Origin of the sequence: Chitinophaga filiformis, from assembly GCF_023100805.1 — a bacterium.
GTDB classification, from domain to species: Bacteria; Bacteroidota; Bacteroidia; order Chitinophagales; family Chitinophagaceae; genus Chitinophaga; species Chitinophaga filiformis_B.
The window spans coordinates 8020469-8039831 of the sequence record NZ_CP095855.1 but is presented as its reverse complement, the minus strand read 5'-3'; the positions used below and the strand labels follow the sequence as shown (position 1 = coordinate 8039831).

The 19363-nt window shown below is 45.5% G+C and carries 19 protein-coding genes; 8 read left to right on the top strand and 11 right to left on the bottom strand.

The features are described 5' to 3' along the window. Positions 1 to 18: 18 nt before the first annotated feature. From MYF79_RS31520 to MYF79_RS31505, 4 genes are read right to left on the bottom strand one after another with little or no spacing between them, the layout of a single operon-like run. Positions 19 to 1257 carry a peroxiredoxin family protein gene (locus MYF79_RS31520; protein WP_247811784.1) on the bottom strand — a complete coding sequence of 413 codons (1239 nt, stop codon included), beginning with the start codon at positions 1255 to 1257 and terminating at the stop codon, positions 19 to 21. Positions 1258 to 1280: 23 nt separating this feature from the next. Continuing rightward, positions 1281 to 2951, bottom strand: coding sequence for a protein-disulfide reductase DsbD family protein (locus tag MYF79_RS31515; protein WP_247811783.1), 1671 nt, complete (start codon positions 2949 to 2951; stop codon positions 1281 to 1283). 7 nt (positions 2952 to 2958) lie between these two features. Further along, positions 2959 to 3408, bottom strand: a complete 450-nt coding sequence (locus MYF79_RS31510; protein WP_247811782.1) for a protein-disulfide reductase DsbD domain-containing protein — start codon at positions 3406 to 3408, stop codon at positions 2959 to 2961. A gap of 27 nt (positions 3409 to 3435) precedes the next feature. After that, positions 3436 to 4293: a DUF2911 domain-containing protein gene (locus MYF79_RS31505; protein ID WP_247811781.1), complete on the bottom strand. Its 858-nt coding sequence runs from the start codon at positions 4291 to 4293 to the stop codon at positions 3436 to 3438. A gap of 169 nt (positions 4294 to 4462) precedes the next feature. On the opposite strand from MYF79_RS31505, the gene MYF79_RS31500 reads away from it, so the two are divergent. From MYF79_RS31500 to MYF79_RS31485, 4 genes are all read left to right on the top strand, one after another. Beyond that, positions 4463 to 5158: a helix-turn-helix transcriptional regulator gene (locus MYF79_RS31500; protein ID WP_247811780.1), complete on the top strand. Its 696-nt coding sequence runs from the start codon at positions 4463 to 4465 to the stop codon at positions 5156 to 5158. A 77-nt stretch (positions 5159 to 5235) separates the two neighbouring features. Beyond that, positions 5236 to 5649 (top strand): DUF1761 domain-containing protein, encoded by a 414-nt coding sequence (locus MYF79_RS31495; RefSeq protein WP_247811779.1) that lies wholly within the window; start codon positions 5236 to 5238, stop codon positions 5647 to 5649. A gap of 10 nt (positions 5650 to 5659) precedes the next feature. Continuing rightward, positions 5660 to 6250 carry a YdeI/OmpD-associated family protein gene (locus MYF79_RS31490; RefSeq protein WP_247811778.1) on the top strand — a complete coding sequence of 197 codons (591 nt, stop codon included), beginning with the start codon at positions 5660 to 5662 and terminating at the stop codon, positions 6248 to 6250. 617 nt (positions 6251 to 6867) lie between these two features. Further along, positions 6868 to 10005, top strand: a complete 3138-nt coding sequence (locus tag MYF79_RS31485; RefSeq protein WP_247811777.1) for a PQQ-dependent sugar dehydrogenase — start codon at positions 6868 to 6870, stop codon at positions 10003 to 10005. 177 nt (positions 10006 to 10182) lie between these two features. Here MYF79_RS31485 and MYF79_RS31480 read toward each other — a convergent pair whose 3' ends face one another. The 3 genes from MYF79_RS31480 to MYF79_RS31470 form a co-directional block, all read right to left on the bottom strand. Beyond that, complete coding sequence (locus MYF79_RS31480; RefSeq protein ID WP_247811776.1) at positions 10183 to 10785, bottom strand: hypothetical protein; 603 nt, start codon at positions 10783 to 10785, stop codon at positions 10183 to 10185. Beyond that, entirely contained in the window at positions 10785 to 11291 is a 507-nt protein-coding gene (locus MYF79_RS31475) for an RNA polymerase sigma factor (protein WP_247815103.1), read from the bottom strand. The genes MYF79_RS31480 and MYF79_RS31475 overlap by 1 nt, the downstream gene beginning before the upstream one ends. A gap of 95 nt (positions 11292 to 11386) precedes the next feature. After that, positions 11387 to 12229: a hypothetical protein gene (locus MYF79_RS31470; protein ID WP_247811775.1), complete on the bottom strand. Its 843-nt coding sequence runs from the start codon at positions 12227 to 12229 to the stop codon at positions 11387 to 11389. 188 nt (positions 12230 to 12417) lie between these two features. Between MYF79_RS31470 and MYF79_RS31465 the strand changes: the two genes are divergently transcribed. Then, positions 12418 to 12864 (top strand): lipocalin family protein, encoded by a 447-nt coding sequence (locus tag MYF79_RS31465; RefSeq protein WP_247811774.1) that lies wholly within the window; start codon positions 12418 to 12420, stop codon positions 12862 to 12864. A gap of 209 nt (positions 12865 to 13073) precedes the next feature. On the opposite strand, the gene MYF79_RS31460 is transcribed toward MYF79_RS31465, so the two are convergent. Together MYF79_RS31460 and MYF79_RS31455 are read right to left on the bottom strand one after the other, a co-directional pair. Beyond that, positions 13074 to 13451, bottom strand: a complete 378-nt coding sequence (locus MYF79_RS31460; RefSeq protein ID WP_247811773.1) for a hypothetical protein — start codon at positions 13449 to 13451, stop codon at positions 13074 to 13076. A gap of 693 nt (positions 13452 to 14144) precedes the next feature. After that, positions 14145 to 14492: a winged helix-turn-helix transcriptional regulator gene (locus tag MYF79_RS31455; protein WP_247811772.1), complete on the bottom strand. Its 348-nt coding sequence runs from the start codon at positions 14490 to 14492 to the stop codon at positions 14145 to 14147. A gap of 104 nt (positions 14493 to 14596) precedes the next feature. Here MYF79_RS31455 and MYF79_RS31450 point away from each other — a divergent pair, with 104 nt between their 5' ends. Continuing rightward, a complete protein-coding gene (locus MYF79_RS31450) occupies positions 14597 to 15307 on the top strand; it encodes a hypothetical protein (protein ID WP_247811771.1) in 711 nt (236 codons plus the stop codon). Positions 15308 to 15359: 52 nt separating this feature from the next. Here MYF79_RS31450 and MYF79_RS31445 read toward each other — a convergent pair whose 3' ends face one another. Both MYF79_RS31445 and MYF79_RS32455 read right to left on the bottom strand, forming a co-directional pair. Continuing rightward, positions 15360 to 16034: a hypothetical protein gene (locus tag MYF79_RS31445; protein WP_247811770.1), complete on the bottom strand. Its 675-nt coding sequence runs from the start codon at positions 16032 to 16034 to the stop codon at positions 15360 to 15362. Between the two features lie 66 nt (positions 16035 to 16100). Continuing rightward, the gene (locus tag MYF79_RS32455; protein ID WP_262922360.1) at positions 16101 to 16235 is read right to left on the bottom strand and encodes a hypothetical protein; all 135 of its coding nucleotides are present in this window, start codon (positions 16233 to 16235) and stop codon (positions 16101 to 16103) included. 454 nt (positions 16236 to 16689) lie between these two features. Here MYF79_RS32455 and MYF79_RS31440 point away from each other — a divergent pair, with 454 nt between their 5' ends. Beyond that, complete coding sequence (locus tag MYF79_RS31440) at positions 16690 to 17649, top strand: transporter (RefSeq protein ID WP_247811769.1); 960 nt, start codon at positions 16690 to 16692, stop codon at positions 17647 to 17649. 1 nt (position 17650) lies between these two features. Next, the gene (locus MYF79_RS31435) at positions 17651 to 19204 is read left to right on the top strand and encodes a vanadium-dependent haloperoxidase (protein ID WP_247811768.1); all 1554 of its coding nucleotides are present in this window, start codon (positions 17651 to 17653) and stop codon (positions 19202 to 19204) included. Positions 19205 to 19363 lie beyond the last annotated feature (159 nt).

Below are 19363 nucleotides of genomic sequence, written 5' to 3'. Positions count from 1 at the left end.
AATGTTGTTAATGTAGTATTACTTACGAAGAAGCTTATTCACGGTTTCTTCAAACTCCCGTTTGAATTTCTCGTGATATTCTTTCGAAGCAGGACCATAGAAATTGGTTTCAATCGCTTTCACCTTTCCTTCTCTGTCAATAAAGATCGTTGTAGGGAAGTTTTTAAGTGCTGTTAGCTGTGGAAGTGTCTTTTCGGCTTTTTCAGGATCGGACGCCGTTGCACCTGTGATCAGCATCTGGTAAGGCACGTTGAACTTTTCACGGAACTTCCTGAGGCTGTTGGCAGATCTGCTTTCGTCAGTGCTTAATTCATAAGCCAGTGCAATCACCTCTATTCCCCTGTCTTTATTTTTGCGGTAATATTCGCTCAGAAAGGCTGTTTCATCCATACAATTGGGGCACCATGATCCCATTACCTGCAATACCACCACTTTACCTTTATACTGCGCATCATTGATGGAGACTGTCGCTCCGTCAATATTTCTGAAACTGAAATTGAGCTTTTCCTCACCGCTTCCCCTTACTGCAGTTACAGGAACATTCGCCTGTGGCAGGGCTGCCTGTTCATTACGTGTTGCCACCCAGTCTTCTTTAGCACTGGCGCCATTATAAAAAGTGCCGCTCATTTTATTGCCACTGATCCTTGCCAGGAAGAGCATGGCGTGACTCCCGTCGAATGTGGAGAACAGTATGGAATCGCCGGCAATAGTTCCTTCCAGGTAACGGTAATCTGCCGATGGCGTGAGGATGAAGCCTGATATTTTATTGCCCTTTTGTGTGAAACTACCCACAGCCGGACGTTTAGTCCGGTTCGGGCGCGTAATTTCCATAGACCATTTTCCCTGTATGCTGCCTTTTGCCTTAGCTGGCATAACGGTACTGTTTGCCGCCAGACGAGCAGAGAAAGGAACAATGATATCTTCACCTTCTGCGCCTTTTACCCATACACCATTCAAGCTGTCGGTACCTACTTTCCTGACCCTGAAGAAGGATTCAAATACAGGCATCCTTATAACAGCTGAATCTTCGCTGAAAGAGATGTTTTCTGTCCTGATCTTTTCCCGTCCGTTGACGATATAGGCGAAGAGCTGCTGCTGGTCGTAGCGTAATTCGATAACAAATGGTATCTGCTTCCCGTCATTTCGGAATAGCGAAGCATGCCAGCGTCCCTGTTGTAGCGGCGCCTTTGTTTGTTGTGTTGTTGCGCCTGTTGCCAGGATCAGGCAGAGCATGAATATTAGTTGTTTCTTTATCATATAGCGATTTTAAAATGCCCTTTTTATCTGCCAAAAGATGCAATACCTGTTTTCAGATAAGCTGCATAGCTGGCAGGATCATAATCTGCCCCCCTGGGAGCTGCGAGTTGTTTTTGTGTAGCAGGGTCGAGCAACACATAAAATGGTTGTGCGTTTGCGTTGAATTGCCTCGCCTGTATATCACTATTCAATGCCCCTATTGTAGTGATCCTCTTTTTGCTGAAAGGGCTGACATATTGCTCGTTTTCCGGTAGTGTTGTTTTATCATCCACATACAGTTGAATGAGTACATAACTGTTCTTTAACAGGCCCAACACTGTTTTATCCGGCCATACGGCAGCCTCCATTTTTCTGCAGTTCACACAGGCGTGACCTGTGAAATCGATCAGCACTGGTTTGCCGGCGTTTTTTGCGTATGCTATGCCTTCCTGGTAGTCAAAGAAGGGATTGAGGCCAGCTGGCTTATCAAACAGGTTGGCATATTTCCTCGGACGATCGTTCGGCTGTCCTGTCAGATTATCCGCGCCGGCACTCAGCTGCCGGGTATACAGATCAAAGTCCTGGCCTGACTGGGGCGGAAGGAATGCTGATATGGCCTTCAATGGAGCTCCCCAAAGTCCGGGAACCATATACAGCGAAAATGAAAGGACGATAATGGCCATGAATAGTCTTGGAACTGACACCTGTTTTTCATCACTATCGTGACTGAATTTCAGCTTGCCCAGCAGATAAAGGCCAGCCAGTGCGGTAATAGTGATCCAGAGCACCAGGAATACTTCTCTGTCAAACAGTCGCCAGTGATAAACCAGGTCCACATTGCTCAGGAACTTTAAGGACAGTGCCAACTCAAGGAAGCCGAGACAAACTTTCACACTATTCAGCCAGGAGCCTGATTTTGGAAGACTGGTCAGCCAGGAGGGGAACAGTGCAAACAACACGAAGGGCAGGGAGAGGGCCAGTGCAAAGCCCAGCATACCGATGGCAGGGCCCAGGCGGGCGCCTGATACAGCCGCTTCTACCAGCAATGTACCTATGATTGGGCCGGTACAGCTGAAAGATACCAGGGCGAGCGCCGCCGCCATGAAGAAGATGCCGGTAAGACCTTTTTGTCCGCTGTTGTTGCCTACCTTATTCATCCAGCTACCGGGTAAGGTAATTTCAAAAGCCCCAAAAAATGAGGCGGCAAACAATACCAGTAACAGGAAGAAGCTAAAGTTAAAAATGCCATTTGTTGAGATCGCGTTCAGCGCATCAGCTCCAAACAGGATCGTGATCAGCAGTCCCAGACCCACATAGATCAGGATGATAGAAAGACCATATATGAGCGCGTCGATGATTCCCTTGCGCCTGTTTTGATGCCGTTTGGTAAAGAAGCCGACCGTTAAAGGCAGCATCGGGAAAATGCAGGGTAACAGTACTGCGGCAAAGCCACCCAGCAATCCGCCCAGGAATATAGTGAACAGGCTTAAATGGTGTGTCAGGTGCGCTACCTGCGGCTCCATCTGCTGCAGGGTACTCACTACAGCGGAGGTATCAGTGCCTGCAATGCTATCGACAGCTGACAGATCTTGTATGTCTGAAAATATCAATGCCCCGGTATCTGTACCGGCGGTGTTTCCCTGTGCATATATTTGACTGTTCAGGCCCGACAGGAATAATACAAGCACCAGCAGGCCGTATTGTATCGTCTTCATGTTCCTCTTATTTTATATCTACACTGAACTGAATATTGCCTGGCGGAAGGCATTGCCGGTCGCTACATACCATGAAAGTAATGTCTCCCTTAACAGTAGCAGTATTTTGCTGTAGTTTTATCTTCTGTTGGAAGATCACCGTTTTCTCAAAGTATTTCACTTCCTTGCCAAACTGTTGCTCCATTTTACTGAGCGGTTGTGGCTGCAGCAGGGCGCCTGTTAACTGGTACGAGTGATCGGGCGTGAAGGCGATGGCTGTCCTGACGGGCCCTTCTTCTGGCGTATCTAAGGAATAGATATGCCATCCCTGCTCCATCGTCGCTTTTATATAGATGGTGGCTTCCGTAGCGGATGTTTTTTTGGCGGCATAGCTCCATTTTACTGGTTTCAATATTTGTGCATCTACAGCCGTCCAGCATAAGGAACATAGTATGCTAAGCATGATGATCGCTTTCATTGTTACATGTGTTTAGTCGTGAATACATTATTTTTTGCCTTTGGCCAATGCCAGGGCTTCCTGGTTCAGGTGCAGGTACTCGCTGTCATTGCTGTCAGTAGCCACTTTGATCCCTTCTTCAGCCGCACTGATGGCGCCAGCCCGGTCTCCTTTCCTGAGCAGGAAGCGTGACTTATAAAGCCTGTAGGAGCCTCTCTTAGGGAAGTCTTTTTCAGCCCTGGCTATCCATCCGAGTGCTTTATCTGTGTTCTTGTTATGCAGATAATAATATTGGATAGCTGTGAAGTAGATCAGGTTGGAAACTTCCTTTTGATTCATCAGGCTGTCAATATTGGCAAGTATTTTTTCTTCATCGTTTGATGCGATGTGAATATCGATGCCAACATTATCCCAGCTCAGGATAAGATCTGTTGTTTCGGTAGTAGCATGCTGAAACTGGAAGGTTAAGGTCTCTTGTTTTACTTTCGCGGCCTGAGGTTTCACATTGAAACGGAGGAAATCATTTTCCTGTTTGTAGCTGTATGCTCCCCAGTCGCCCACCGTCTTATTCAGTATGATCGTCCAGGTATCTTTACCCGGAATGGAAAACAGGGAATAAGCACCCGCAGGTACCGCATGTCCCTCCAGTAGTACATTTTCAGAAAATGTTATCTGCGTGGAGGTATTCGCTCCCGTACGCCATACTTCGCCATAAGGCACCAGTTTCCCGAATATTTCCCTTCCCCTGACATTGGGCCTTGAATAGGAGAGTGTGATCTTACCTATCCCTAATTCCTGTATGAGGGTTTGGGTAGTGCTGCTGTTAGGCACACCCGGAACCTGGGCATAAGTGGTCAAACCGGTGAACAGGGCCAGTATCAGCAGCATCATGTTAATTCTCTTCATATAGTTTCGCATTTTTAGTATGTTAAGTGTTATGCAAATTGAGTGGAATTAATCCACAAGGCTTAGCGGAGAGTAGCCGGCCAGGCAAATTGATGGGCGAAGTGGACAAGGGGGAGGGGGAATCTGAATTTTAAAATTACTATTATGGAAAAAAGATATTTTTGAGCGCATGATGAACGACACCGATACAAAACGGCTTTCCCGGCTGACGGCAATCCTGACGCAATTGCAGACAAAGCGTCTTTTGACGGCAACAGCGCTGGCCGATAAGTTCGCTGTTAGTGTCAGGACCATTTACAGGGATATAAAAGCACTGGAGCAGGCGGGTGTACCGATACTGACAGAAGAGGGGAAGGGCTATACCCTGATGCAGGGGTACAGGATTCCTCCGGTGATGTTCACTGAAAGCCAGGCCAATGCCCTGATACTGGCGGAACAACTGGTGCTGATGAATAAAGATGCGTCATTTGTCAAGGATTACCTGGAAGCTATTGATAAAATAAAAGCAGTACTGGGACATAGCATACGGGACAAAGCGAACCTGCTGGCAGAAAGAACCCGGATCGGGCAGAACCTGAACGCGGAACGGAACAGTAACAATTTATCGGAACTGCAGTTTGCCCTTACCAATTTTAACCTTATACGGATTGAGTATGCCAATGAAGCAGGGCAAACAACAAGCAGATTGATCGAACCTTTTGCACTACTGAGCACACAGGGAAACTGGCTGCTGGTAGCCTGGTGCCGTTTGCGGGAAGAGTTCCGGTATTTCCGGATCGACAGGATTAAAAAGCTGGAGATCCTTAGTGAGCACTTTACCCCACATAATATGACCCTGCAGGAATATTTTGACCGTTATTATTAATTTCTTTTTGACCCCTGACATAGGGCTGTCACAGCCCCCATTTAGCTTTGCATCATAAACAAAAAAGGTGTTTTTTTATGATTAGTCAATTAGCAAATCTAAACTGGATCAGTGTATTAGTAGCATTTGCCGGGTATTTCATACTTGGGGCTTTATGGTTCACTTTATTTTTCAGTAAACAGTACAGGACCTCCCTGGGGCGTGAAAACGAAACGCTGCAGAACAAGCCTATTTTCATTGTTGGCCCGGCAATTTGCTCTCTTGTTATTACAGTGGCAAGCGCAGTGTTGATCTATGCGCTGAATCTCCAATCCTTTGATGATGCTTTAAAGTTCTCCTTTCTTGTAGGTATCGGGTACCTGTTTGCCAATACGGTGAACATTGCCATCAACCCGAACATTCCCCGGCCGATCCTGTATGGAATTATCAGCGGAACCTATCACCTGGTGGGTATTTCTTTCGTGAGTATTATCTTAGTGATCATGAAATAGTGAAGAACTAATGGAAAAGAAGGCTATTGAAACTTTTTGTCCTGTGGACAGGTTGCAATGGAGGGAATGGTTGCAAAAGCACCATCGTACCAAAGCATCCATCTGGTTGATCTATTACAGAAAGAAGACCAATCTTTCTACGCTTACCTGGAGTGACGCCGTAGATGAAGCGCTTTGCTTCGGATGGATAGACAGTACGTCAAAGCCTATTGACGATGAAAAGTTTATGCAGTTCTTTACCCGGCGAAAAACCAATAGTGTCTGGTCGAAAATTAATAAAGGCAAGGTACAACGCCTCATAGATGAAGGGCTGATGATGCCGGCTGGTCTTGAAAGCATTGAGGTGGCAAAGCAGAATGGCTCATGGGCAATTTTAGACGATGTAGAAGAACTGAAAATACCCAAAGACCTTGAAAAGGCATTTAAGTCCCAACATGGTGCAAAGGCCTGTTTTGAGCGTTTGAGCAGGTCGGTAAAAAAGGCCATGCTTTACAGGCTTGTATTGGCGAAACGGCCGGAAACAAGGGAACAAAGAATCGCCGATATAATGACATCCCTGGCTGAGCAATTAAAGCCACCCAGGAAGAAAACTAAAAAGTAAAATAAGCGGCTTAGGATCGCTTAAATGATAGGCTGGCATCCAAATAAGAGAGGGTGTATTCTATGTTGAAAAACAAGCCCCGGGATAGAAAGGAATAAAAAAAGCGCTAAGGCTGGTTCTTAATGAACCGGCCTTTATTATTCCTATAAAAACAATCTTATCTAAGCGGACATGGTTGTGCAATCTGCAATTTCGCCTATTGCTATTTATAGAGTACGCATGCAAACCGGAAAAGTAGTCTTAATACTAAACGATATACCCCGTCTTCAATATAGTATTGGGAAATGTGAAAATAGTATGCCTTTTTTAGCAAACGTTTGCATAACTTCAGTAGCGTAGCCGACGAACCATATAAATCCCTGTAGAGAAGACAGTAACCTATATTATTGGGAAACACCATGTAGCAAAGCATTGTAACATGCCCTGTTCCTGTATCTTGTATATTAATTGTTCATCCTTAAAACTTACGTTATGAAAACCTGACCGCTCATTACATCCCTTAACAGGATGTTCCATGTCTGCATGCGGCCATACCATTGTGTATAACCTAAACGCTCACACGTGGATGGGCAGCGCATGCCTGAATTACCTCATATTTCATCCCTCAAAAGACTATTATGGAAAAAAAGTACCTTATTACCAGCTTACTGTTACCGCTGTTCTTACTGTTTTCATCGCTGTCGCTCAGTGCACAATCGTTACCTGCCAATTTTCAGCGGGTACAGGTAGCGAGCGGCATCAGCAGCCCTGCTGCGTTGGCATTTCTTCCTGACGGCCGTATCCTTGTATGCCAGGAAACGGGCCAGTTGCGTGTGATCAAAAACGGAAGTTTATTATCTGCACCAGCTATCACACTGTCAGTCAATTCCAGCGGAGAACGTGGCCTGATCGGGATTGCGGTAGACCCCAACTTCTCCACTAATCATTATATCTATCTGTATTACACCAATACTTCAGGGCCGCATAACCGTGTGAGCCGTTTTACCATGACTGGCGATGTTGCCGGCAGCGAAACTGCATTGCTCGATCTTCCTACACTAAGCGCTATTTATCACAACGGCGGCGGTTTATCTTTTGGTAACGATGGTAAGCTGTATGTATCCGTAGGTGATAATAAGGTGGGTGACAATGCCAGGAATCTTGACAGCTATATGGGGAAATTGTTACGTATCAATACGGATGGCTCGGTACCAACGGGAAATCCCTTTAGCGGCGGCGCGGCCCGTAGCCGGGTATGGGCATATGGCCTGCGGAATCCTTTTACGAATGCCATTGATCCGGTAAGCGGTAAGATCTTTATCGATGATGTTGGTGAATCCACCTGGGAAGAGATCAATGATGCCACTACCGGTGGGCGTAACTTTGGCTGGCCGGATCAGGAAGGGACCTGTAGCTCCAACTGTACGGGGTTGACCAATCCCTTGTACAGGTATAGTACCAACAGGGATGGTACTCCTCCCGATGGTCAGGGCTGTGCCATCAATGGTGGTACGTTTTTCAATGGCGCCATCAGCAACTATCCTGCCACCTACAACGGTAAATATTTCTTCCTGGATTATTGTGGCGGATGGATCAACTACTTAAATCCCGCATCTCCTACAAGGACGGCTTTCGCTACCGGATTAGGGGGTGGGCTTGTCTATATTAAACAGGGCATTGATGGCAATCTCTATTTTCTCAGCAGGGATAATGGCGCATTGTACAAGATTATTTATACGGGTACACAGGCGCCTGCAATAACGACACAGCCAAAATCACTTACTGTGCCACAGGGACAAACTGCTACCTTCAGCGTAATAGCTACCGGCAATCCCGCACCTACTTATCAGTGGAGAAAGAATGGAGTTAATATTACGAATGCAACGGCAGCTACTTATGCTATTGCCAATGTACAACCGGCAGATTCCGGTCTTTACAGCGTAGTGGTGACCAACAGCGCGGGTAATGTTACCAGTAGTAATGCAAAACTGACTGTTGCCCAACCTAACGTATTACCTGTTGCTACCATTACAACACCTGTGAACAATGCTAAGTTCCGCGCCGGAGATACTGTTTCATTTGCAGGTACCGGTACTGATGTGGAAGATGGTACGCTGCCGGCCAGTGCATTTCACTGGTGGGTTGATTTCCATCATGCGAATCATGTTCATCCGGGACCACAACTGCGCGACAGCGTTAAAGCAGGAACCTTTGTTATTTCAGATGGAGGCCATACGGAAACAGATATCTGGTACCGTATTTATCTTGCTGTAAAAGATAGCAGGGGAGAGGTGGATACCACCTATGTGGAAATGCGGCCTGTAACGTCCAATATAACGCTGAAAACGGAACCGGCGGGCCTGCAGCTCCGTCTCAACGATATACCTTTTACCACGCCTTATTCCTCAGCAACTTTATCGGGTATGGTGAGACCGATGGATGCACCTTCTCCGCAAACACTTAACGGCGTAACGTATATTTTCGATCATTGGGCACATGGAGGCGCCAGGGTACAGAATATCCGGATCACTGATAACGATACTACCTTCACTGCGATATTTAAAGCAGCACCGGCTACTATCAACCTGTTGCCGGTACAGGATGCATACGTGAGGGATGGAACAAATGCCGCCACTACTTTTGGCGTGACTGATTCTACGTTGCTCATTACGAAAGTTGCACCTGCCGGACAGTTGAATAACGGGCGTGAAACTTATCTGACATTCGATCTGACCAACAGGGCAAGCGCCGTATCATCCGTAGTGCTGAAAGTATTTGGATATGTAGATGCAGGTGGCTCCCTTATCAGTATACCTGTTGGAGCATATGCTGTAAGCAATACCAGCTGGTCTGAAAAGACGATCAACTGGAATAATAAGCCTGCTGCCGATACGACACTTTTATCGTCTGCCATCCTTACCAATGAGGCGGCGCGATATTATACATGGGACCTGACCAGCTATGTACAGCGTGAACTGGCAGCAGGACGGCGGAAGATCACCCTGGCGCTGAAAAGTCAGCAGGCGCACGATCCGCGTGTATTGCTGAACTCAAAAGAGGCAGGCGCTAATGCGCCGCAGCTGAGCATCATTGCCGATTCCACAGGAGATCCCAATTGTGTTCCTGTTGTTGCCAGCAGCGATGACGGCAATGTGGCGGCGAACGCCATTGATAACGATCTGAATACACGTTGGTCGGCAAGCGGCAACGGGCAGTGGATACAGTTCTGCCTGGGTAACACGGCAACCGTCACAGGTGTGGATATTGCATTCTATAAAGGCGATACCCGTCGCGCGTTATTTGATGTGCAGGTAAGCCCGGATGGAAACGCCTGGAGCAATGCAGCTACCGGTTTACAAAGCAGTGGCACATCACTCAGTTTTGAGAGCTTTAATTTTACTGCCAGAACAGCGAAATATGTGCGTATTCTCGGGCATGGTAATAATGTAAATGAGTGGAACAGCTATGCAGAGGTGAAGATCAAAACAACTGCTAATGCTGCTGCGGACAAAGCAGTGAGCCTGTCGGCACTTACAGTGTATCCTAACCCTGCCGGAGCATCCTTTACCGTGAAATTCAACCTGCCATCAAATGGATACACAACACTGGCTGTATATGATATGGGCGGTAAACAGCTGCTGGTACCGGTGAACGGCAGACTTGCAGCAGGAGCATATACAAAAACAGTATCTGCGGTGTCATTGCCGGCAGGTATGTATGTGGTAAAACTGGTGCATAACGGAAAGGTGAGCAGCCTGAAAATTATCAGGGAATAATATTCTTTCACCGCATTCCTCAAGCATGTGAGCATTGTGCGGTTAAATGTAGGGGTCTGTCAGCCAAAGGCCGGCAGACCCTTTTTATTCGCATGCCTGATAGCGTCAGGAGATCTTAAATGCGCGTCTAAAGCTTGTATGGAATATCCGCATTAAGTGTCAGCCCGTTATCAGACATCACTGTTTTTTATGGGTCGAGTCTTCAACAGATAGCCGGTAGTCATCTTCCGTAATACCTTTTACACCTCTGCTTTTTTTAGGGGGAGGGGTAGTTACAGCATCAGGCACTGGCGGCAATACGTGATGGTATTTCAATGCCTGTGAATCCGGTTTTGCTGCCGGCAACGTCTGTTGGGCTGTGGAGTCAAAATCGGGAAGGGCAGGCAGTATATCAATAATTGACACGGTATCCTTCGGGCGGATTAGGGGAACAGCAGGTTTTGTTTCAGCAGGTTTGTCTGATGTGCTGTCGGGAACAGTTACCGGTATCCTGATGGTAGGTGCAGGTTGAACGGGTGTTATCTTTTGGAGGGGTTGCTCTTTATGGCTGAACCACCACAGTGAAACGGCAACGGCAACAGTTGCCGCGCCGGCGGCTCCATACCAGCCTTTACCTTTGTGTTTTATAGCTTTTTCAGGCGTAGAAGTATTATCTGGTGCATCGGTCACCACATCCAACTGCATTTCAATACTGGCCCAGATACTGTCCGCCATATCGGGTACAGGCACCTGTTCCAGCTTTTCTGCTATTAATTTTTCGTATGGTGTGGTTGTATTCACTAAACCTTTATTGCTGTTAATTTTTGTTGAAGAATTTTTCTTGCCTCACTTAAATGCCATTTGCTGGTACCCTCGCTAATGTTTAATTGTTCTGCAATCTCCCTGTGGGTATAGCCGTCAATGGCATACAGGACGAACACGGCATGCGTAGCCGGCGGTAGTTGCCTGACCAGGGCGAGTATGGCAGCGGCATCCGTTTTTTCGATGACACTGTTGTTGACAGACGGCTCTTCCACCGTTTCCAGTTCTACGCTGCTAAAGCGGCTGCGTTGTTTGATATGATCCAATGACTCATTGATAACGATCTTTTTCAACCAGCCGTGGAAATTTCCTTTCGTAACATCAAAGGATTGGATGCTCCGGAACATTTTCACGAAGGCATGGGTCAGGATGTCAGCAGCCTCATGTTCATCGACAGCATAGCGCATGGCAATAGCCATTGCAAAGCCATAAAGCTGCCGGTATAATTGCTCCTGTGCTTTCCTATTGCCGTTGCGGCAATCAATGATAATATTACTTAAATCCTGCTCCAGCTGTTAATGAAACCGTTTGTTACAATTTGTCACCTTACATTGCGTAGATCTTCTTTCTCTCCTGCGGATTACCATTTGGTATCATGTACTTTCCTGGCAAAGAGCGCTGTTGTAATGGCGCTGACCGTTAGTTTATCTCCAGGTGTCAATTCATTATAGAACCACACATTCTGATCAATCAGGTCAATAATAGCAATTACGCCACCGTCGATGCTCAATTCATAACCTGAGAGCAGTTTAAATGGCAGTTTGCCTGTTTTTCCATTGGCCAGTTCCGTTTTTTTAATGCTCAGAGGTTTAATAATGATCGTATCTGTGCCGTTGGTAGCGAGCCCGTTATCTGCCTGTTTGATAAAGGTGAAAGGGTTCTTGTCGTTCTCGGCTTCCCGGTCGTAGAGATTGGTCATCGTTAACTCCCAGGTGATGCTCTTTGTCGTATCAGCACTGATGAGGGCGGAGAATATATATTCATAATGCTGCAACACCTCGAAACTTTTGAAGATAGCATTGGTGTTCATCAATTCGAAATCGTGGCTTTTGATGATCTGCTTTTCGGCCGCAAAGACCTGTACGGTGGTCGTGCCGTCGGTGAGCGCGTAGCGGAACCCTGCTTTTTCCTTTTCAACGACTTCAGATTTTGAAACGCCTGCCTGGTTCAACAAGAGGTTTTCCAGGAAAAAGCTACGTCCCCAACCGGGGTATTTGAGATGTACACCTCTTTTTATTCTCGAGGTGGCGATGCCCGGGAAAGACATCTTATTACCCCTGGATCCGTGCACGTGTTCCATGGTAGCCTGTTCCCTGAATTTTTCCGGCACTGCCAGTTTCATAGCGGGGCCACAGGCTGTCATACAAACTACACCGAGCATTAATACTGCATATTTCATCTTGATCCCGTTCTCTTTATTCATTAAAATAACTACTAATTTTTTTAAATCTGTTCACTTTGACGCAAACCGGTACCAATAACAATACCTCCTTTTTTTAAGAAGGGTTGGGTATCCCTCAAAAAAAAAATTTTTTTTCGTTCCCCCAACCCTTTGCCCTTTAGGAGGGGTATTACCGTTAAACACCAATAATATTCACTTAAGCGAAATGTATGAAAACAACTACTATGAAATGGGCTTTAATGGCAATGGTCTCTGCCTGTATGTTTTTCTCCTGTAAGAAAGATGAAGATAAACCCTCCGGTTGCGAAATTAACAAGGCGAACCTTTCCGGATCTTATAAGTTTACCGCTGTGGAATATAAGCAGAGCGCATCGGCTACGCCGGTGAACTATATGCAGTTTATGGAAGACTGTGAGAAGGATAATATCCTGGAATTAAGAAATGATGGCACCTACGAGTACAAAGATGCTGGTAATGTTTGTGCCTCACATGAAGTTGAAAAGGGTTCCTGGAACCTGCAGGGGCATATCCTTACCCTGGATGATGAGCCGCTGCCGGGCACTATTACCAGCTTTGATTGTAAAACACTGGTCTATTATGTGGAGAACGGGATCACTGATGGGGATAGAATGACATATACTATGACAAAACAATAACCGTATTCACAAGAGATTACAAAAACCTTGCGGGAGCTTTTCCTGCAAGGTTTTGTAATTAGATGAACATATGCATGACGGTGACACCGTGACTATCAGCGAGAGAAACGAGCTCAATGACTGCAAAGCAGGCCATTACCTATAGGAGCAATGGCACAGGATGGTATGTGACTGGTAAGGGATAAATGATGATTGACCTGCAGGTTTGGTTATGGCTTCCAAGCCTGCAGGGATAATCGCATAAACTGTAGAACTTCTTCATTAATATCTTCCTGCAGCAACATGCGGAAATGATGATTAAACTGATGCGCGTCGCCAGGCACCTGCACTATTTTCTGGAAACAGAGATTATCAGCATAGGGATGTTCAAAAGGGAACACCACATGTATAAAGTTCTTGCCTAATTGTGTGATCCATGCTATACGCGTATCCCCGCTGCCGATACCGATCATAGATTTGGTGGGGTACAGGTATACATCGCCCAGCTGTTGATATTGCTCTATGAAATGTTGGAGCAATAGCAGGGAGTGTGCTGATTTTCCGGCTATAAAAGCCTGGAGAAGCGGATCGTTGGAATGGTTCAGCATAGTTTCAGCGTTAATAGTTATAAACAACCATCCTAAATTTATGATGGTTTTGACAAATAGAGCAGTTGAAAAGAAATTTTAGGATGATTTATAAGATCCGTTGTATATATACTACTTTAGCAACGCGTCAGATAACAGAGCGATTATGATAAATAATGAGAGAGATAAAAACGAATCTTTTAAATGGACGATATCTAAAAATGGAATCCGGTCTGTTGCATTGGTAAATATTGACATATTCCCAATCTTCTAGGAAGAAATGAAATAGAGGAATACTATACTGGAACCGGTTTTTTTAGTCAAGGATACCTGGAGCAAATTTCTCCGGTTGGCTATGACTCCTGGAAACTTGCTGCGAGAAAAGGGCTTGAGTATGCATTTTCATTGACTACTGCACACTGGACTGTGCACATACATAATATAGAGGGGCGTAGCTTGACCGATACGAACCCTACTGTGGTTGGCTATACTATCTTATTGGCCTTTCTGGACAGAATAGGAATCAGGCTTAAAAGTGAACAAATTGAAATATTTGAGGACTATGTTTTGAAAAGCTGGGTGAAGCCATATAAGGAAGTTATTCCCGATTTTTTTAATCTTACCTACACAGAATATCCATAAAGGCTCATGACTACCAGACTGTTTTCAGCTTTGACTGACGTGTAGGTCCTTGCTCCTACAGTTAAGCTGGCTTCACTTCAATTCAATACCTTCCACCTCCAATAAATACTCCCCAAAATCGTTTATTTTATCAACGAGCTTAATTGACTTATTACCCAGATCAGTCAATATATAATCGACCCTCGGTGGTTTTGTCTGATATACCTTTCTCTGGATCATACCTTTCTTCTCCAGATCACGCAGCTGGCTGTATAACATCTTGTCATTGATATGTGGAATTGCTTTTCTAAGGTCTCCATATCTTACCGGCCCTTTGCGCAGGGCAAGCAGAATAGGCATTTTCCAGGTGCCGCCAATGAATGCCATTGTCAGTTCAATAGGGGTGTAATATAACCTGCCCTGGTAGAAGAAGTTCGTCATGGCGCAAAAATACGATTTGCAGGCGCTATCTTCCTTTACATACAAATAAGTATGTAAAGGCTGGCTTATGGGGAGGAGGTTTAACTTGCGCCAAATGTTCCGATATGACAGAAAACAGTACCATCAATGAATGGCTGACGATTCCCATTTTGCCTTGTAGCTCCGTTGTTCAAACGCTTGAATTTTGGGAAATGTTAGGGTATACGATCACCTATAAGCAAACCCGGCCTTACCAGTACGGGGTGGTAGAGCGGGGTGGATATGCACTGCACTTTGGGTATCTCAAAGGATTAGATAAGCAAACCAATTCCAATATGGGCTGCCTGGTAATAGTGGGGGATGCAGCAGCGGTATATAATGAATTTGCAGGCCGGTTCAGACAAACCACCGGTAAGGTACCTCATAGCGGCATTCCAAGAATTTCGAGGATGAAACCTGGTGCTACGCGTTTCACGCTCACAGACGTTGCGGGGAATGCAGTGATTTTTGTCAGCCGTGGCGAGCGGGATCAGGAAGTGTGGGAGGAGGCTGATAATCGCGACCAGGGTAGGATGAAGAGTGCTTTGACGGTTGCAAGGCGTTTTCGTGATTATAAGAACGATGACGTTATGGCTGCGCAAACGCTTGATGTAGCATTAAAACGCCGGGAAGGGGAACATCCGCTTGAAGTGGCTGAAGTGCTGGTAATGCGCATGGAGCTGGCAACAGCGATGAATGATGAAAAAGCGCTTGCTGAATGTAAAGCTATCCTGGGGCAATTAGATTTAAGGGATGAAGAGTTATTGCTTATTAATAAACGGCATAGTGCAGGGTGATGATATCCGGTAACTAATGGCAGGTAAATACAAGGAGTCTCCTCCGATTATTTTATGCCTCCCAGATTGTCTCCCAAAAAGGGACAAACTGCAGGTTTCGAAAAGGAGTCTTATGTATGTTGTGTGGGCCTTCGGTATATATACCGTACGAGACGGTATCTTGAATACCATTGATAAATTGCCACGGTGCTTGTTGAATTGGTTGCAACCAGGCTCTTTCTCTGTATACGGTTTTCTTTGCGAGCATCGACTGTGATAAGTCCAAGACGATGTTGTTTATGTCACATGGGATATCGACTGCGACTGCTAAAACCGCAAACCATTCGAATTCGACATGTTCCATATTATATGTTGACCTTTCGTTACTTATGCTAAAAAAAATGTCGGGGGCAGAACCTAGTTTAGCACAGGTTCCGCGGGAGGGTGTCCATATGTCCATTCGATGGAACTGACGTTGGGAATCTAAAGTAGTAATTGTCCATTTTTCATGAGAACTTTCATTCCAGGTTAATTTACCAAGTTTAAGCGTCTCAAAGTATTGAGAATTAGGTTTAGGGACGTATTGAATTGTTCCGAGGCCGGTTTTTTTATAAAAAGAGGAATGCTTCAATAGAAAATCTATCCGGAGGTGAACATTTTCTTTCCATATTTTATTGTTCCATGGCGCTTGGTCATTTGTACTGTCTCCAAATATGAGGAAGAAATGGTAGTTCCTGTTCCAGTTCATTACTAGTCTATTTTTGACAAGGTATGTATTTTATGATAATATTAAGTAAACACCGGGTATCCCGTCTCACGGCGCTCCTACAATGCAGCTCGTAGCCGCTTTTTGACCTGCGGAGGTAAATTCAAATAAGGCTGCTGCGAAAATTGCCAGCAGTAGTAAGATGGCGATTGCCGTTGTTCCGTATTGCTTCATGTTTTTCATAACTGCAAATTACTGCGGGTAAGTCCGAACCAAAAGTTACTTCCGGTTGAAGTGGACATATTTGCCCGTGAAGCGACAGGTAGCTGATAGTTGTGTTCGATGAGTTGTTATGGATTGATAATGAATGTGCTATATGCTGTGTTTTCGAAATAAATGCTTTAGGGTGCCAGATATAAAGTGTTGAGAATTTGAACAATACTATCCGGAAAAAAGTTATTTTTAAGGAATAAAGTTCGAGACGTATTTTAATCAGTGAACATATTGTAAGAAGTATTAACTTAAAACATTCCCATATACTTTTATTATTTATTCAGGACAGTTTACGATGAATCGGCAGGCTGCTCTATACCGGGACTAGTTTAATATCTTCAATAGTTTTTTATATTTCGTGGATCGATAGTGTACGTTATGCATTGACTTACCTATGGAGTTTTTGACCAAAATCATCTGAACAATGAAAAAATTAACCACCCACATGGCAGTGGTAGCAATGTTATTATTTGCCATGCTATTACCTCACTCCCTGTCTGCGCAAACAGATATTGATGCGCTCATGATGTCAAAGAATGAATTTTGTATAGGGCCTATGTATAGCTACAGCAGCTGGAAAAATTATTGGGAGGGAACCCGGAAAAGGGACAATGAAAATCTCGGGACCGTTTCCACAAGGATGCTTACTGTAATGGGAAATTATGGCATCACAAAGAAGTTGAGTATACTCTTTAGTGCGCCCTATGTCAAAACAAAAGCATCTGCAGGAACATTGCAAGGCCTGGATGGAATACAGGATCTTAGCCTTTTTCTGAAATGGCGTCCATTTCAAACAAAACTAGGTGCCGGAAAATTATCTGTATTGGGGATTGCAGGAGTGTCTGTTCCTTTAACGGATTATACGCCCGATTACCTGCCACTCTCGATTGGCCTGCATAGCAAAACGGCTTTAGGACGACTAATGGTGGATTACAAGTGGAGGGACTTCTTCGCCACAGCTTCTGCTACCTACGTTCTCAGGGATAATATTAAAATTGACCGGGAGTCTTATTACACCACCGAAATGCACAATACGCATGAGGTAGAGATGCCGGATGCCTCCAATTATAATTTCCGGGCGGGCTTTAGAAATCAGCGGTGGATAGCGGAAGCGGTAATGAATATCTGGACTACATTAGGCGGATTTGATATTACCCGGAATAATATGCCTTTTCCCAGCAACAAAATGAATGCAACTACTTTAGGCGCAAATTTTAAATACGTCCTCCCGCCTTTGCCGCAGCTATCAATAGTAGCAGGTGGCAACACTACGGTTGCCGGTAGAAATGTAGGACAAGCAACTACTGTTTACGGGTCTGTTTTTTATATCCTGAACTTCTCAAAGAAGTCAAACGCAACTGACCCAACTTCAAAAGTTAAATGATATGAAGAAGATAAATTTTTACCTGGTTATAGTTCTTGTAACGGCAATATCAGCCATTACTGCCTGCAACAAGGATATCGAAGGAAGGACTGACAATATTCCGGCACTTTCTCCTGCCAACATCGATTTGAATGCCGGAACATGGAAGCCGGTGCTACTGACCTCGCCATCAGAATTTGCAGTGGCTGCTCCGGGCGCTACTACATCCCCCGACTACATAGCACAGATCAATGAAATAAAATCCTGGCAGGCCAACCTGACCAGTGAAGAAAAGGAATTGGTGAAATACTGGAGTGCAGGGGCGGTACTGCGCTGGAACGAGATATTGCGTGAGTTGGTAGCTAAACACAACTTGCCGCCATATCAGAATGACGACGGTACTTACCCGATACCAAGCGCCAGCAATCCGCTGGCATACCCGCAGTTTCCATTTGCGAATCCTCCCTATGCTGCAAGGGCTTATGCTTATGTATCGGCTGCCCAATACGACGCACTTATTGCTGCCTGGTATTATAAAACGTTGTACAATCGTGCTGCACCTTATAAAGTGGATAGTACTTTGAATGTGCTTATTCCTAAATCCGATCTTCCGTCTTATCCATCAGAAGATGCGGTACTGGCTGGTGTAGCTGCGGAAATGATGAAGTTGCTCTTTCCCGGCGATCAGGAGTTTATTCAACAGAAAGCTGAGGAAGAGAAACGGGCCCGCATTATAGCAGGCGCCAACGTTCGCAGCGATATAGAAGCTGGAGAGGCTTTAGGTAAAGCTGTGGCGCAGAAATTTGTGGCAAGAGCAAGAGGCGACAGGGCTGGAGCTGCTGTGGGGAATGCCACGGTGTGGAAGCAACTGGCAGATGATTGTACAGCTAAAGGGGAGATTGCCTGGCAAAGTCTTGAAACGCCCAAACGGCCTCCCATGTTGCCTTTGTTCGGAAAAGTGAAGCCATTCCTTTTCGATTCACTGACAGTGATCGCATTACGGCCTGGTCCGCCGCCTTCGACCTCGGGCGCCGATATGAAAGCTGAGGTGGAAGAAGTATATTACCAGACCTCGCATCCGAGCCGTGAGAAGATGCGCATTATAGATTTCTGGGCTGATGGTGCAGGTACCTATACACCTCCCGGCCACTGGATGTCGATTGCTGCGGAGGATTTTATCAGGAAAAACTTTAGCGAAGTGCGCTGGGCACGCAATATGGCACTTCTTGCGATGACTGAAATGGACGCAGCCATCGTTTGCTGGGATACAAAGTTTACCTATTTCAATCCCCGTCCATGCCAGATGAACCCGAATATAAAAACACTTACCGGCGTTCCGAATTTTCCGTCTTATATATCGGGGCATTCAACTTTTAGTGGTGCGGCTGCAAGGATACTGGGATATATCATTCCCGAAAGAGCTGCTGCTTATGAAGCGATGGCTGAGGAAGCTGCCATGTCCAGGTTTTATGCCGGGATCCACTACAATAAAAGTGACTGTGGAGTAGGGCTGGTGGTAGGAAGAAATGTTGGCAACTATGCAATACAAAGAGCTAAGTCCGACGGTGCAGAATAATTGATGCCCCGGTGATGACAGTGTTTTCTTTTACTGTCAGGCAGAAAAAACATATAGCGCCTGTATCTGGATTTGAAGCGAACGCCCGAAGTCATGCACTTCCAGGGGACAATTCAAGAAAAGATACAGGCGCTTTTATTTGGATACCGGGTGAAAACC